The organism is Archaeoglobus neptunius, assembly GCF_016757965.1.
Classification (GTDB): domain Archaea; phylum Halobacteriota; class Archaeoglobi; order Archaeoglobales; family Archaeoglobaceae; genus Archaeoglobus; species Archaeoglobus neptunius.
Map to the genome: position 1 here is coordinate 84,223 of NZ_JAEKIW010000005.1, position 14,761 is coordinate 98,983.

Consider the following 14,761-nt stretch of genomic DNA (forward strand, 5'->3'; position numbering starts at 1 on the left):
TCCACGCATGATCCGTTATATTTCAGCTCTATATCTGCTCAGAATCAGCCCCCTCATCTCCCTTATCATTCGTGGCATGTCAATTTTCATCGGACAGACTTCCCTGCACTTTCCGCAGAGGGTGGATAGGAAGCAGTTTTCTGTTATACCTTCAGTTATCGCACTCCATATAATACCCATCGGACCACCGTAAACATCACCTCCCCAGATGTTGCCTGCGAGCTGGAAAACGGGGCACTCAAGCTGGCATCTTCCACATCTGATACACAGGAGCTGTTCTTTAAACCGGGTGCTTTTCCTTCCATTGTCGAGGAATATCACGTGCATTTCCTGATCTTTGACCTTCTTGTTGACATTGAGGTATGCCGGGGGAAAGGTACCGAAAAATGCCGCCTGAACGAATACGGACTTTAGGCAAAGTTCGTCCGAGGGCAGAATTTTCTCTATGCCAGTGAATACGAGATATGTCTTCGTGAGGGATGTGGACAACCGTATATTCCCCTCGTTTTCTATCAGAAATATTCTTCCGGTTTTTGCTGAGAGGGCATTGCAGCCAGACATTCCGACATCAGCTTTCAAAAACTTTTCTCTCATGAACTTTCTTACATTCTCTGTCATCTCCTTGGCATTTTTCCCCTCAATCCCTATTTTCCTGAGAATGAGCCTAACATCATCCTCAGAGTAGTGCAGAGCAGGAATGATCATATGCATGGGCCTATCATTTGCGAGCTGAACTATCAGCTCTCCCAGGTCTGTTTCCCACACTTCGTTGCCAAGCTTTTCGAGATATTCTCGCAGATGGATTTCCTCGGAAACCATAGACTTCGCCTTTACAACCACCTTTTCTTTTCCCACAATCCTGCCAGCAATCTTCCTCGCTTCTCTAGCATCATTTGCGTAATAGACCCACGCTCCCTGCGATTCCAGCACCGATATGGCTTTATCAATCCAGAAATCGTAGTTTTCAGCCACTTCAAGCTTCGCTCTCCTGACATCCTCGGCGAAGTTCAGTAAATATGGGTGGTTCTGGATGTTCTTCTTGACAGCACCGCTCAGGTTCCCAAGGGACCTCAATATTCCATCTCTGATTGACCTTTTTTGAAGGGCGTCGTAGATGTTCATTTCCTAACCTCCACTATCACAGTAAACTTTTGCGGCCCGTGGACACCGGAGACTGTCTTCCCTTCAATGTCAGCAGTCTTTGAAGCGCTGCTTGAGGCAAAAACGACATCAGATTTGCTGACAGCATGCCTGTAAGCAGAAACAATACCGTTCTTCACGTCCTCCTCCTTCAGTACCACAACGTGGTGCTCTGCTAGGCCAGCCTTTATCCTTTCCTCGAAACCCCCAAAGAAGATTACTCCCGTCTTCTCATCTGCACTCAGCGCTATGCTGATATGGGCACCCTCAAACTTTCCGATCACCTCTCCCGCCTCTGCAGTAACCACCACTTCAACTCCATTTCTCTTCAGCGATTCGATGATCTTCATTTCACCACCATTGAAAAATCAACAGCATTCCCGCCACACCTTCTCAGATTGGCAAGACATATTGGACATAATGTAATTATTTTCGAATTTCCAAGCTTCTCAACTCTTAATCTCGCAATTTCTTTAGAAATTTTTGGAGATAGTGATTCAATTGGACCTCCACAGCAGTTCGTCATATTTTTTGAGCAACTTGTCTCCCGGTAATCAACACCAGCGGCGTTTAGAATATTTCTCACATTGTCAGACAGCTCGAGATATCTGCCGTAATAGCAGGGGTCGTGAATTACATACTCTCCGCTCTCGCCCTCAACGTCTTTCAGCAGTTCAATGTAACTTTTGACCTCAAACTCCACTCCCGTGTATCTTGGATACAGGATCTTTAGCGTGTAGGTTGTATGGGGGTCTGGAGTAACGATCCTTTCGATTCCCGCTGATTTGAGGTTTTTGCAAACGAATTTTGCATGATCCTCAAACACCCTGTCACAACCGAGGTCGTAGAGCAGGGCTCCGCTGTAAAAGTCAAGATACGGGGAGTAGAAAACATCCACACCCGACTTCATAAGGAGAGAATGGATGTTTTGGAGAATGGTTTTGGCCTCTCTTTTTGCTTTTCTTGGCGTAATCAGATTCAGGAGCGGTGAACATTTTGAGAAAAACAGAGGCTTCTGAAATTTTGAGTTTTCGATCATTTCTAAAAATCTCACGGAAGCTTCTATATATGGTGTGAGCTGATAGAGCATCCCAGTAAACAGAAACCACTCGCCTTTTTTCCTGATTTCGCACTCTTTCCACCAGGTGTTAATCTTCTCCTTCCCGATTCCTAGGGGGTCCCCTGTTTTCCTTAAGTTTTTTGAAAGAGTCCCGGCCATGTATTCCGGTCTGATCATTTATCCACTTCCAACATCATTTAACATATACTTTTTGAATGCGATAGTACATGTTGAAGAAACTTTAAAGCAGAAAAAATAATTAAATTTTTATATCACCATATTTTTTAACATAGGCAACGAGACCCCCCTCGTTCAGGATTTTCAGCATGACCTCTGGCAGAGGTTTGGCCCTGATCTCAAGTTTCTTGGTCAGGTCTGTTATCCTTCCCTCACTCAGATCGACTTCGAGCTCATCTCCGCTGTCAATTCCACTCGTATCTGCAATAAGCAGTGGAAGACCGATGTTTATTGCATTTCTGTAGAATATTCTCGCAAAGGATTTGGCTATAACAGCAGAAACCCCTGCAATTTTTAGAGCCAGCGGTGCGTGTTCCCTGCTGCTCCCCATTCCGAAGTTCTCGCCAGCAACTATGAAGTCACCCGGTTTGAACTTATTTGCAAAATCTGGATCGGCATCCTCCATTATGTGCTTTGCCAGTTCGGGCATGTTACTTCTCAGGTGATAGTATCTTCCCGGTGTGATGTGATCGGTGGAAATATCGTCTCCGAACTTCCAGCATCTTCCCCTTACCTTCATCTTAACCACCCTCTTTGACAACAAAGACGGGAACCGGTGAGTGTCTTATAACTGTATCTGAAGTGCTTCCGAGAAGCAGGGATTGCAGCACACCTCTACCTCTGGATCCCATGAAAACTGTTGTTATCCCAACCTTTTTGATCATGGCCAGTATTACCTTGTGTGGAACTCCCGCCTCGACATATACGTTTGCATTGTACCCCTTAACGACCTCCTCAATTCTTTTCATATCCTCTGCTCTGTCTTCAGGTTCTGAAACATGCAAAACGTGCAGCTCTCCTCCTGTTTTGCTGACTACCATTTTGGCGTAGTCAAGAGCCCTTTCTGAACTTTTTGAAAAATCGTATGCAACGAGCACCTTGCTGAAGAGCTTTCTAGCTATCGGGCAGTCATCGTGAAATTTGAAAATGTAAACGGGCTTCTTAGACTCTCTCACAACACCTTCCGAAACACTACCGAGCAGTATTTTTTTGAACGTGCTCGTTCCCCTTGAGTTCAGGACTATAAAGTCATATTCCTTCGAGTTGTTCAGGATTTCGGCCACAGGATCACCGATCGGAAAAGGCTCAATAATTTTTGTTTTTATCCCGGCATTTTCGATTTTTTCAGCAATAGCTCTGGTTTTTTCCTCTCCTTTTTTTGTTTCCTCTTCAATGTAGTGGTCAATATCTATACCCCCGCTGACATCGCTGAGCTTTGTGGTGTTCACCACAAATAGTATTCCTATTTCTTTGACCCCAATTTCTTTAAAGTCATCGATATGGTTCAGAATTCTGAGGCAGCTTTCGGAAAGGTCTGTTGGGTACAACATTTTTTCGAGCATGTAAATTTTGTGGGCGTTAAGTTTAAAACTGTTTCATACATTTTTAGTGTGTCATGTTAACCACATTAATGAGAAGTGCTGAGATTATAGCACGGGAAAACGGAATTGAAACGATAGCCGTAGTCAGTAAGGCAGATTTTGATGGTTATATTCACGGTCTGGAAGTCATTCAGGCGCCCAAAAAGTTTGCGACCCTTCTAGACAGCATGATTCATTACTTTGAGGAAAGCACCGAGAAGATAATCGCTGAAAAGTTTTCGCAGATATACCGGACGAAGGAGTACATATCGTCCTATATGTATCTCAAGGGATTTGAGATTGACAGGGCGGTTGTTGTCATCGACACTGAAATGCTGAAAGGGATCACAATTTTCGAGTCGGAAAAGAGTGCTTTTTTAAAAGCAGTGGAGGAATGTGTTGAAAGGATTGATCCCGAGGCCCTTCGGGCGGTGCTTACCGTTGCCATCAATATTGCCCATAAGGGGAGAGAAGGGAGGAAGATAGGGACAGCGTTCGTTATCGGGGATGTGGAGGAGGTTATGAGCAGATCCAGCCAGCTTATTATAAACCCGTACGAAGGGCACAGGGAAGCTGACAGAGATATCAAAAACCCTGAAAACTGGGAGAGTGTGATGGAGTTTGCTCAGATAGACGGTGTTTTTGTGTTGGATGAAAAGGGCATCATAATCTCGTGTGGCCGCTATATCGAGGCTTCAGCCAGAGATCTGGTTGCGAAGATCAGGCGCGGGCTTGGCGGTAGACATATAGCCTGTGCATCGATCACAAAAGAGACTGAAGCCATTGCGGTTGTTGTTTCGGAGACCGGAGGAGACATCACCGTTTACAAGGATGGCGTGGAGGTAATACACATACCGTCGCTGCTTTTCTGAAAAATTTTTAAGGTGCTGCGGGTGCATAAAAGCATGAAGGATGTTTTTATAGTTGGATGCGGGAGTTACATGGACACCACGTATGGCTGCCCTGGCGAATGGAGGTGCTTGAAAGCGGCAGCACTGGGTGAAGGAAAGTTTGAAGAGCCGGTCAGGGTTGTCGGGTTTGTGAGATGCGAGTGTCCGGGAAACACGCTGATACCCAACATTGGGATGACGATGAAACTATCCGGGATAACTCCTGAAGAGATATACATGAGTTCCTGCATGCTGCGTGATCCGGGATGCCCTTACAGAAGTGCTGAGGAATGGGCAAAAATAATTGAGGAGAACACAGGAATCCCTGTAAGGATGGGAACTCACCAGTACAAGTAGTCAGCAAACCCTCGTTCCCGGATCCACATCCTTCTCGGGAGTTAACAGTATTGCTCTTCCATCTTTCTCGGCTGCCAGTATCATGCCCTTGCTCTCAACTCCCATGAACTTTGCAGGTCTGAGGTTGGCGAGTACGACCACAAGCTTGCCTTCGAGCTCTTCAGGTTTGTAGTCTTCAGCAATTCCTGAAACGATCTGTCTCTGCTCGTCTCCAATGTCCACTATAAGCTTAATCAGTTTTTTACTCTTTTTGATTTTTTCAGCTTTCAGAACTTTTCCGATTCTGATATCGAGCTTCTGGAAATCTTCAATGGTAACCTCTTCCTTCTCTTCCTTTTCTTTTTCTCCCATGAACCTTTTTTCCATGATTTTCTGAAGCCTCTCGATAACATCATCCTCAATCTTTGTAAAGGGAACTTCCGGTTTGTCCAGCTTCATAACCGAATCAACCGAGTAGGCATCGCTTAGCCTGCAGTGCTCGATGTCCAAACTCATCGCTCTGGCCATCTTTTCCATGCTTCTTGGCATAACTGGATAGGCGAAAATGATGAGGGCCTTGGCAAGCTGCAGACATGATGCAACGGCTTTCCTTGCAGCCTCTCTGTCGGTTTTGATAAGCTCCCAGGGCTTTGCACTCTGGAAGTAAACGTTTCCATAAGTTGCGAGTTCCATGAATGCGTCGCTTGCGATCTTGAATTCCCATTCTTCCAGCGCTGTTAAAATCTTCTTCTCCGTCTCTTTGATTTTTTCAATGACCTCTTCATCCACACCTTCCATATTTACCTCGCCAAAGTTCTTCCAGGCAAAGAGCAAAACCCTGTAGAGGAAGTTCCCGAGGGTTGCGATAATCTCATTGTTGACCTTCTCCCTGAACACATCCCATGAGAAGTTCAGGTCTTTCTGATGAGAGGTGTAGTTGACGATGTAGTATCTCAGATAGTCCGGACTGAGGTTGGATTTGAGGTAGTCCTCTTCAACCCACACAACGTAACCCCTTGATTTGGAGAAGGTCTTGCCCTCGACCTTTACCATCCCGCTCGCCACGATGGCGGATGGCAGTGTGTAATCTGCACCTTTCAGCATTGCAGGCCAGAATATGCAGTGATGATAGACGATATCCAGACCTATGAAGTGTATTATTTCTCCCTCTCCATCGATCCAGATCTTTCTCCAGTCACAGTCCTTTTTTTCACAGGCTTTTTCGGTGAAACTTATGTATCCGATTGGGGCATCAACCCAGACGTAAACCACGAGCCCCTCCTCTTTCGGAAACCTCACACCCCATTCCAGGTTCCGGGTTATGCACCAGTCCCTCAAATTTTTTACCCAGTTTCTGGCGTAGTTCAGTGCGTTTTCTGTTCCCTTTAAACTGGACAGATAGTCCTCAAGAAAGTCCCTGAATTCAGTAAGCTTGAAGAAATAGTGCTTCTGGCTTCTGAACTCAGCCTTTGAACCACAGATCTTGCACCTCGGCTCTTTTATTTCCCCTGGCTCCAGATGCCTTCCACATCCCTGATCGCACTCATCACCCCTTGCCACTGCGCCGCAGTGTGGACAGATTCCCTCAACGTATCTGTCAGGAAGAAATCTCTTGCATTTGGGACAGTAGGCGAGCATTATCTCTTTTGGGTAAATATAGCCCTTGTCAATCAGTCTGCTGACGATTTCGGCCGTCCTTCTGTGGTGATATTCTGCGTCAGTCCTGCCGTAATAGTCAAATTTTATGTCCAGTGCATCAAAGATTTTTATAAAATGATTGTGGTAAATGTCTATCAACTCTCTTGGACTAAGACCCTGCTGTTCGGCGTTGACAACTATCGGTGTACCATGACAGTCGCTTCCGCATACGAAAACGACGTCTTCTCCAGCCATTCTGAGGTATCTAACATAAACATCCGCCGGAACGTAGGTTCGGAGATGACCGATATGTGCCTTACCGTTAGCGTAAGGGAGTCCACAGGTTACGAGCTTCATGGAGTGGAAAGAAACGGAGGGGTAAATAACGTTTTTTAATCAGCGGTTTTCAACCTGACCTCGAACACCGTACCACTGGGAGTATTGTCATAGACTGTAATAAACCCATCATAAAATTCAATCAGCTTTTTGGTTATGAAGAGTCCCACTCCAGACCCTGATGTTGAGAACCCCTCATCAAATATCTTCGCTTTGATTTCGTCGGGAATCCCCCTACCATCGTCCCTGACCCTCAGAATCCCCCAGCTCCCGTCCCTCTCCACCTCAACTTCAACGCTTCCCCCTGAATGCTGAACAGCATTCTGAACGAGATTGAACACAATGGTCCTCAACCCCTCATTTGCCAGAACCAGAACCTCCTCACCATTATATGCCACGTCAAAGTTCTCCGCCACCTCCTTCGCAATTAAGTCCATTCTTGTTGGAAACAGCTCTCCAGCCGCCTTCTCGAGATTTGCCATCTCTCTTATCATTTTGGTGATAAAGTCAATGCTCCTTATAGCCTTTTGAGAGAGGTCATCCCCGGTGACTTCAAGAACTGCTCTCACATACGTCAACGCATTTGCTATATCATGTCTGAGTGTTTTATTGAGGAGCTTCAGATACTCCTCCCTTTTACTGAGCTTCTCGTTTAAACTGTGAATCTCAGTTGTCTCAACAACTGTTGCAGCAACGGCAGGAAGCCCCTTGTACATGATTCGATTTGGTCTGGCTGTAATCCACTTGACCTTCCCATCTTTAGTAACTATTCTCCAGCTGTATGTTTCCAGCCTCCTTTTGCCCGTAACCCTCTCAAGGAATCTGGTGTAGACCGTATCCCGATCTGCCGGATGGATGATGGAGAACGGATTTTTTCCCAGAAGCTCCTCTTTGGTATATCCTGTTAGCTCTTCCAGAGCCTTGTTAACGTAAACAAACTTTTCGTTCTGGATGATATAAACTGCAGAGAGAGACTCTTCTATCAGAGCTCTGTAAAACTCCTCGCTCTCTTTCAGCCTGTTCTCAAGCTTTTTCATTTTTGTGATGTCTATCCAGTTTCCGAGGACAAGGTTCTCATCACCGATTTTTATTGGTCTTGCAAATCCGAGAACCCACCTGACCTTGCCATCTTTTCTCACATACCTGGCTTCATAAAAAGCTTCTTCACCTTTTATGGCTTTCCTTGACGCACCAACCACCTTTGGCAAATCCTCTTCATAGGCAAGATCGACGATTTTCATGCTGTAGAGTTCCTTTTTACTGTATTTTGTGGCCTTCTCTACTATGTCATTTACGTAAATTACATTGAAATTCCTGTCATGAACATACACGGCCACCAGAGCCTTGTCCACAAGATCCCTGAACTCGATCACGTAAAAGAGTTCACTTACAGGTTTTTAAAAATTTTTCAAAAAAAATTAGAATTCAGGCATTTCGGGCATATCACTGCCCTTGCCCTTTTCCTTCTCGAGACCTTTTGCTGCTATAACGTCGTCGATTCTCAGGATCATTACCGCCACTTCTGTGGCTGACCCTATGGCCTGTGTCTTGACTCTGAGAGGCTCAAAGACACCTTTTTCCTTCATGTCAACAACTTTTCCACTCTCAACGTCGACTCCTGCGTATGTCTGTCCGTTTTCATGGGCGGACTTCAGCTCGACAAGGACATCAATCGGGTCAATTCCTGCGTTTTCAGCAAGGGTTCTTGGAATGATCTCAAGGGCTGTGGCGAATGCCTCAACTGCAAGCTGCTCCCTTCCACCGAGGGACGGCGCCCACTCCCTGAGCTTCAGGCTGACTTCGATTTCAGGAGCCCCTGCGCCAACAACGACCTTACCATCCTCTACGGCGCAGGCCACAACTCTGACAGCATCTTCAAGCCCTCTTGCGATCTCCTCAACCACGTGTTCGGTTCCTCCCCTGACGAGTATTGTTACGGCCTTCGGGTTCTTGCAGCCAGTTACGAAAACCATCTTCTCATCGCCAACCTTTCTCTCCTCGACCACTGCCGCCTCTCCGAGGTCTTCACCGCTTATATCTCTGAGGTCTGTCAGAATCTTTGCTCCGGTTGCCTTTGAAAGTTTCTCCATGTCGCTCTTCTTAACTCTTCTCACTGCGAGAACTCCTGCCTTCGCCAGATAGTACTGGGCAAGGTCATCAATACCCTTCTGGCAGAACAGCACGTTCGCACCGGCGTTGACGATCTTGTCCACCATCTCCTTGAGCATCGCCTCTTCCTGCTCAATGAACTTCTGGAGCTTCTCCGGGTCGGTAATTCTTATCTTTGCATCTATTTCAGTCTCCTTAACCTCAAGGGCTGAGTCAAGGAGCAGGATTTTTGCGTTTTCTATTTTCTTGGGCATTCCGGGGTGCACAACCTCTTTATCAAGAACGATGCCGTCAACAAGTTCGGTCTCCTCAATACTTCCACCCTGCCTCTTTTCGATCTTGATGAAGTCAGTGTTGACCTCCACCTTACCGTCCTTCTCCTCTGCAATCATTTTAACCGCTCTAACCGCAATGTCTGCAAGTTTCTCCAGTGCAACCTCTGCACCCTTGCCCGTCATTGCGGTTGAGGCAATCTTCCTCAGAACATCGTCGTCATCCCTGCTGATCGGGATTGCCACCTCACTCAAGATTTGAAGAGCTTTTTCTGCTGCAAGCCTGTAACCATTTGCGATTATTGCAGGATGGATATCCTGATCAAGCAACTCCTCAGCCCTTTTCAGCAGCTCTCCAGCCAGAACTACCGCCGTTGTGGTACCATCTCCAACCTCGTTGTCCTGGGTCTTTGCAACCTCTATTATCATTTTGGCCGCCGGATGCTCCACATCAATTTCCTTCAAAATCGTGACACCGTCATTGGTTATGACCACATCTCCGAGGCTATCGACAAGCATCTTATCCATTCCTTTTGGCCCGAGAGTACTCCTCACAGCCTCTGAAATCACTCTTGCGGCCATAATATTCATCCTCTGAGCATCTCTACCAATCGTCCTCTGAGTTCCCTCTCTCAATATCAACACAGGTTGACCCTGTAACGTTGCCATTTACATCACCTCCTTATTTGCAGATATTGGTGGATTGGGACTTCTATATAAACTTTTCGCTCAGTAAGATGACCTGTCTTTTCCCGAAATTATCTCCCAACTTCAACAAACCCATATGTGAAACTCGACGAGATGCGATCACTTACGCTCAGCATAGGAGTGTTAACGACAGGAAGCGATAAAATGGATAAGGAAGAAAGAGAAGGGAACACCAACCAGAACAATAGCAGAGATTGAAAACATAACACCAAGAAGAGTAAACGATTACAGGCAATACAAAGAAGCTGGAGAAATTCCCGAACTAAGAAGGCCGGGGAGACCTAAAAAAGAATTATCAGAAGAAGAAATAGAAGCTATTAAAGACGCCTAGGAGGAATACATGTGCAATGCAATAGTTCTCCAGAAAATACTAAAGGAACGAGGTTACAGCATAAGCAAGAACAAAATCCATGTTGAAAATGGTTGAAGAAGTTATGTGGTCACGGCCTTGTTTTATTTGTTGTATTTTGTTATATTTTTGATTATTTATTTAGTTAAGATATCGATCACTGGTAATATCAAATAAGATAAAGTTCCGAAATATTAATATTTCGATTAACCTAAATTTAACTATGGACAAGAGCGAACTGCTGAAGAGAAAGCAGGAGTGGCTCGAAAAGATTAAAAAGGAAGGGAAGCTGAGAGATCCAACGGAAGATCACAAAATAGGTTTGATCGCTCTGCAGAACAAGATAAGAAGAGAGATCCTAAAATTTATCGGAATCGGTAGCAAAAGGACTTTTGGTGAGATAAAAGAGATGTTCAGACTCAGCGATACTCAAGCCAAGATGCATTTGGATTTACTTGAGCAAGCTTTGTTTGTCGAATCTTTCGATGAGAATGGCAAGAAGTGTTATGCACTAACGCCAAGAGGAAAAGCTTATCTTGAAAATGTGGAGTGGAGGTGAATTATGGTTTATGAAGTGTTAAAAAAGAAGGGATAGACTTTGAAGTTTCAGCAAAGAGATCATGAAAGATGGAGCGATACCGGCAAGGATGAAGAGGCTAATTGCGATCGCAAGTGCGGTAGCTGTTGGCTGCGACTTTTGCGTTGATCACCATGTAAAGCTTGCGTATCAAGAGGGAATAAGCAGAAAGGAGATTGTAGAGGTGATATTAGTGGCATCCCTTGTCAGATTCGGCTCTGGAGTTAGATATGTTTTGGGTGAAAGCGATGAAAATACTGGTGTGCGGTAAAGGTGCTTGCGGAAAGAGTGTTGTGGTTGCCTTAATTGCAAAAGAACTTGCGAAAGAAGGTAGGGTTCTTGTTGTTGATACAGATGAGTCCAATTTCGGTATGTACAGAAATTTCGGTGTTGAGTATCCCAAAGACTTTATGGAGTTCTTAGGAGGCAAGGATGTCGTAAGAACAAAAGTAGTGATAGAACAAAGATGTTCAAAGAAATTACGAAATTCCAGATGATTACCTCGTTAGCTGGAGGTAAACCAAAACCAACTTAACTGACCGTGTGAATCACGTAAATAGATGCAGATGCCGTATTATCTCAACAGAGCATAGATTAACCACATCGTATGGAATCTCCTGGTACAAAGCTGGTAACTTCCAGAATAAAGCATCCCCAAACAAACGGCAAGATAGAGAAATCTTTGACTGCCACAGCAGGTACAGAGATGGCTTCGTTTACTGGTACAACAACGTTATAACGTTAGATTCCATGAGAACCTTGCACCAAACACCATCTCCAGACGCCAGAAGATGCATTCTGGAGCAGGTAGCCTGTTGAAGTTAAGGGTTTGTTTGGCAGCTAAGCTTTTCGATGAGATGTTGGGGAATGAGTGAGTTTAGAAGGGTTTAAAAGGTCAAAAATTTTTGGACCATATAAACCCACTAGCTTTACAAAAACTTTATAAACGTTTATTTAACAGCGTTTAATATGGAGCAGGACAGGATAAACGGCATCATCATCCACAGCGGTGAGTGGGATAGGATATATCACGGATTCAGCATCGCGAGCGTTCTTGCATCAATGGGGGAGGAAACACAGGTGTTCCTGTCATACTGGGCATTGAAAAACCTGTGCAGAGGATATGAGGTGTTTGAAAGCGAAGAGGCTGAAAGGGAGATACGAGAGGGTATGAAAAAGGGAATTGTGAAAAGAATCGAGCAGGTTGTGAATGTTGGCAAAGCTTTCGGAACACTCAGGGTCATTGCCTGTTCCGGAAGCATGGCCCTTTTCAACATCAGGGAAGATGAACTTCCATCCTGGGTTGATAAAGTGGGGGGCCTAACCGAGGTTCTCGGTGCAGATAATGTGATCTTTATTTAAACTTCTTTATTCAAAATAATTGAATTTGACTGCAGCAAATTTGGAGTAAACCGAAAGTTTTAGGGAAAAAGTAGACATCCACTGAAATCTCAGGTTATTCCATGAGACAGTGGCCGGTTAAGATACTGCTTGTCCATCCGAAGGCGGAATTTATGCAGGATAGGAAGCTAACACTCGCCGCAGATTGCGCTGTGCTTATAAACAGAGAACTTGGAGATCGATTCGCCAAGGAGACAGTTATAATAGGCTGTCCGATGCTTGAAGACCCGAAAAGAACGTTTGAGAAAATAAAAATGATAATGGCCGAATCCAGTGCTGAAGAGATAGACGTCTACACCATGGAGGTGCCCTGCTGCATTGCCATGCAGATGATGGTTGAAAAATCTGCAGGGGATAAGAAGGTTAACAGGTATATTGTGAGAGTGGGAGGAGAGGTCGAGGATTACAGGGGGTTTATAGATGAGAGGATGATTGAGGCAGAGAAGAGAGCTCACAGAGGACATTGAGATTGGACAGGTGATCGGTGTGAGGAGGAAGATAATAGCGATCGATAGAGAGATGTGCATAGGGTGTGGCAGGTGCGTCAATGCCTGCCCCACATCAGCCTTAACTCTCGAAGACGAAAAGGCGAAGCTCGTTGATGAGAAACTGTGCGATGGATATGGATCATGCATAGCAGTCTGCCCCAGCAATGCTCTGTACATCGAAATCAGAGATGCCGAACCGTTTGACTGGAGCATTCTGGAGAGAATAGATTTTGATTCCTTCCTTGAAAAGCTTGCGAAGCACCACAAGCCTGCAGAGCTATGAAACTGCAGAAATTTAAGCTGGAAAATCGCAAGCGGTTCTTGAATCTGATTCCGCGAATGGGTGGAGCATGGAGTATATGGCTCGCATCCACAATTATGGGATTGAAATTTTTCTCGATAGAAGGTCTGACTGCCAGCCTGCTGGTTCTTCTCTCTGTCAACTCTCTGCTGGATAAAAGGCCGGGTAAAAGGGGTCGTGTCTTTCTGCTGATGCTTGCAGCTCTCATCACGTTCGGAATTTTTAAAAATTCGGATTTTCTGGTTGTTGTTATCCCGTACTCCTTGCTCTTTGCCATTAACAGACTTACCAGTTCACAGAGATTGTTCATTGTAACCGGTTCTCTGCTTCTTACATTTCCCTTTCCGCTTATGGCAGGATTGTCTGGCGAAATTAGCCTGAAAATTCTCAGTCCGCTGGTACTGCTCATATCACTGACTATCTTTAACCTGCTCACGGCGGAGTCAGCAATCTTCAGAAAAAGAACAGACTGGAGGAACTATCTGAGTCTGACAGTTCTCTCATCACTGTTTTACATTCTCGCTCCAGTTTTTGTATTTGCTGCCGTTACGGCCTGCTCACTGTTCGTTCTCATTTTCTCATCACGCATCACTCTGAAGAAGCTTGGTTTCTCTCTTTTAGGACTGCATCTACTTTATGCGGTTACCTATCTAATCTATATCGATTAATAGTTTTATTTAAATTAACCATCAAAAAATTTAAATATTTTGTAAACACAGTTAATAACACTGTTTAGGAGGTGGTAGTATGGTAGCACCGGGTATGGAAGCGGGGATTCACGTATTTTTTGCACTCCTTTCAGGTTTACTTGGAGCAGCAACTCTTGCTTTACTTGTCAAAAAAGCTGGAGATCTGTCTACAATCAGAATTCTGAGCTTATTGATTGCCATATTCGTCTGGTTATCCTGGGTAACAGTTATACCGGTCTACACAACAGAGTACGGCACGGACAAGGCAGTGATAAAATCTTTCGATGATACGAGAGCAGCACATTCTCTGGGGATGGAGACCAAGGAACACATATTTTACACTGGTCTGATACTTTCTGCACTTCTGCCGATAACTGCTTATTCTGTAAATCCGGCAGGTGAAGCTGGAAGGAGACTGCTGATATCAATTCTGATCATCCTTCTGCTGGGATTCCTTCTGATGGATGCGCTTGGAGCCTGGATAGGTCTAGCGGCAAAGCAGGCGTGGATGATGAGGGCAGGTGGTTGAGATGGCGGAGATGAACAGGCCGGGCGTTGTTGTCGGATCCGTTGCAGGATTTGCAGTGGCAGCGTTATTCAATGCGATACTGGTGGTTGCCAAGGAAACTGACGAGAGCATCTACAAATGGCTGGCAGATACCTTTGGCCATCACTGGGTGGGGCAGGGAATCCTCGTCATCGCTGTATTCGTGGCTGTCACTCTTGTGAGCATGTGGGGTTATAGAGGGGAGGAGCTTACGGAGAGAGCTGCAAGCAAGCTGGCTGTAGTAGTTGCAGTATTCTCGCTGCTGAGCGTTGTAATAATAGCAGGTTTCTTCGCCCTGCACCTTTAATTTTTTAACTGAGGC

At 45.2% G+C, this 14,761-nt stretch carries 19 protein-coding genes; 11 read left to right on the forward strand and 8 right to left on the reverse strand.

The genetic code is table 11. The annotated features are described in order from the left end of the window. Nucleotides 1–15: 15 nt before the first annotated feature. From JFQ59_RS04890 to JFQ59_RS04910, 5 genes are all read right to left on the reverse strand, one after another. Entirely contained in the window at nt 16–1,122 is a 1,107-nt protein-coding gene (locus tag JFQ59_RS04890) for a LutB/LldF family L-lactate oxidation iron-sulfur protein (protein WP_202319294.1), read from the reverse strand. Then, entirely contained in the window at nt 1,119–1,490 is a 372-nt protein-coding gene (locus JFQ59_RS04895; protein ID WP_202319295.1) for an LUD domain-containing protein, read from the reverse strand. Before JFQ59_RS04895 ends, JFQ59_RS04890 begins: the two co-directional genes overlap by 4 nt. Further along, a complete protein-coding gene (locus tag JFQ59_RS04900) occupies nt 1,487–2,377 on the reverse strand; it encodes a (Fe-S)-binding protein (protein WP_202319296.1) in 891 nt (296 codons plus the stop codon). The genes JFQ59_RS04895 and JFQ59_RS04900 overlap by 4 nt, the downstream gene beginning before the upstream one ends. An 82-nt stretch (nt 2,378–2,459) precedes the next feature. Then, entirely contained in the window at nt 2,460–2,957 is a 498-nt protein-coding gene (locus JFQ59_RS04905) for a 3-isopropylmalate dehydratase small subunit (protein WP_202319297.1), read from the reverse strand. 1 nt (nt 2,958) lies between these two features. Beyond that, nucleotides 2,959–3,780 (reverse strand): universal stress protein, encoded by an 822-nt coding sequence (locus JFQ59_RS04910; protein ID WP_202319298.1) that lies wholly within the window; start codon nt 3,778–3,780, stop codon nt 2,959–2,961. Nucleotides 3,781–3,848: 68 nt separating this feature from the next. On the opposite strand from JFQ59_RS04910, the gene JFQ59_RS04915 reads away from it, so the two are divergent. Both JFQ59_RS04915 and JFQ59_RS04920 read left to right on the forward strand, forming a co-directional pair. Beyond that, nucleotides 3,849–4,670, forward strand: a complete 822-nt coding sequence (locus JFQ59_RS04915) for a DNA integrity scanning protein DisA nucleotide-binding domain protein (RefSeq protein WP_230972311.1) — start codon at nt 3,849–3,851, stop codon at nt 4,668–4,670. A 33-nt stretch (nt 4,671–4,703) separates the two neighbouring features. Then, nucleotides 4,704–5,045, forward strand: a complete 342-nt coding sequence (locus tag JFQ59_RS04920) for a CGGC domain-containing protein (RefSeq protein ID WP_202319300.1) — start codon at nt 4,704–4,706, stop codon at nt 5,043–5,045. Here JFQ59_RS04920 and metG read toward each other — a convergent pair whose 3' ends face one another. From metG to thsB, 3 genes are read right to left on the reverse strand one after another with little or no spacing between them, the layout of a single operon-like run. Then, nucleotides 5,046–7,019: a methionine--tRNA ligase gene (gene metG / locus JFQ59_RS04925; protein WP_202319301.1), complete on the reverse strand. Its 1,974-nt coding sequence runs from the start codon at nt 7,017–7,019 to the stop codon at nt 5,046–5,048. It abuts the gene before it with no gap. A gap of 35 nt (nt 7,020–7,054) precedes the next feature. Continuing rightward, complete coding sequence (locus JFQ59_RS04930) at nt 7,055–8,371, reverse strand: PAS domain S-box protein (RefSeq protein ID WP_202319302.1); 1,317 nt, start codon at nt 8,369–8,371, stop codon at nt 7,055–7,057. A gap of 45 nt (nt 8,372–8,416) precedes the next feature. Continuing rightward, nucleotides 8,417–10,048 carry a thermosome subunit beta gene (gene thsB, locus JFQ59_RS04935; protein WP_202319303.1) on the reverse strand — a complete coding sequence of 544 codons (1,632 nt, stop codon included), beginning with the start codon at nt 10,046–10,048 and terminating at the stop codon, nt 8,417–8,419. Between the two features lie 611 nt (nt 10,049–10,659). Between thsB and JFQ59_RS04940 the strand changes: the two genes are divergently transcribed. The 9 genes from JFQ59_RS04940 to JFQ59_RS04980 all read left to right on the forward strand — a co-directional run bounded on the left by JFQ59_RS04940 (nt 10,660) and on the right by JFQ59_RS04980 (nt 14,746). Beyond that, nucleotides 10,660–10,995, forward strand: coding sequence for a winged helix-turn-helix domain-containing protein (locus tag JFQ59_RS04940; RefSeq protein WP_230972312.1), 336 nt, complete (start codon nt 10,660–10,662; stop codon nt 10,993–10,995). A gap of 58 nt (nt 10,996–11,053) precedes the next feature. Then, nucleotides 11,054–11,284 carry a carboxymuconolactone decarboxylase family protein gene (locus tag JFQ59_RS04945; RefSeq protein ID WP_330999847.1) on the forward strand — a complete coding sequence of 77 codons (231 nt, stop codon included), beginning with the start codon at nt 11,054–11,056 and terminating at the stop codon, nt 11,282–11,284. After that, on the forward strand, nt 11,262–11,510 hold the full coding sequence (locus tag JFQ59_RS04950) for an ATP-binding protein (protein ID WP_202319305.1): 249 nt from the start codon (nt 11,262–11,264) through the stop codon (nt 11,508–11,510). The genes JFQ59_RS04945 and JFQ59_RS04950 overlap by 23 nt, the downstream gene beginning before the upstream one ends. A 472-nt stretch (nt 11,511–11,982) precedes the next feature. After that, nucleotides 11,983–12,375, forward strand: coding sequence for a hypothetical protein (locus JFQ59_RS04955; RefSeq protein WP_202319306.1), 393 nt, complete (start codon nt 11,983–11,985; stop codon nt 12,373–12,375). 101 nt (nt 12,376–12,476) lie between these two features. Beyond that, complete coding sequence (locus JFQ59_RS04960; RefSeq protein WP_202319307.1) at nt 12,477–12,881, forward strand: hypothetical protein; 405 nt, start codon at nt 12,477–12,479, stop codon at nt 12,879–12,881. Next, the gene (locus JFQ59_RS04965; RefSeq protein WP_230972313.1) at nt 12,847–13,185 is read left to right on the forward strand and encodes an ATP-binding protein; all 339 of its coding nucleotides are present in this window, start codon (nt 12,847–12,849) and stop codon (nt 13,183–13,185) included. The genes JFQ59_RS04960 and JFQ59_RS04965 overlap by 35 nt, the downstream gene beginning before the upstream one ends. A 38-nt stretch (nt 13,186–13,223) precedes the next feature. Then, nucleotides 13,224–13,871: a hypothetical protein gene (locus tag JFQ59_RS04970; RefSeq protein WP_202319308.1), complete on the forward strand. Its 648-nt coding sequence runs from the start codon at nt 13,224–13,226 to the stop codon at nt 13,869–13,871. 79 nt (nt 13,872–13,950) lie between these two features. After that, complete coding sequence (locus tag JFQ59_RS04975; protein WP_202319309.1) at nt 13,951–14,421, forward strand: hypothetical protein; 471 nt, start codon at nt 13,951–13,953, stop codon at nt 14,419–14,421. Between the two features lies 1 nt (nt 14,422). Further along, nucleotides 14,423–14,746: a hypothetical protein gene (locus JFQ59_RS04980; protein ID WP_202319310.1), complete on the forward strand. Its 324-nt coding sequence runs from the start codon at nt 14,423–14,425 to the stop codon at nt 14,744–14,746. Nucleotides 14,747–14,761: the final 15 nt, after the last annotated feature.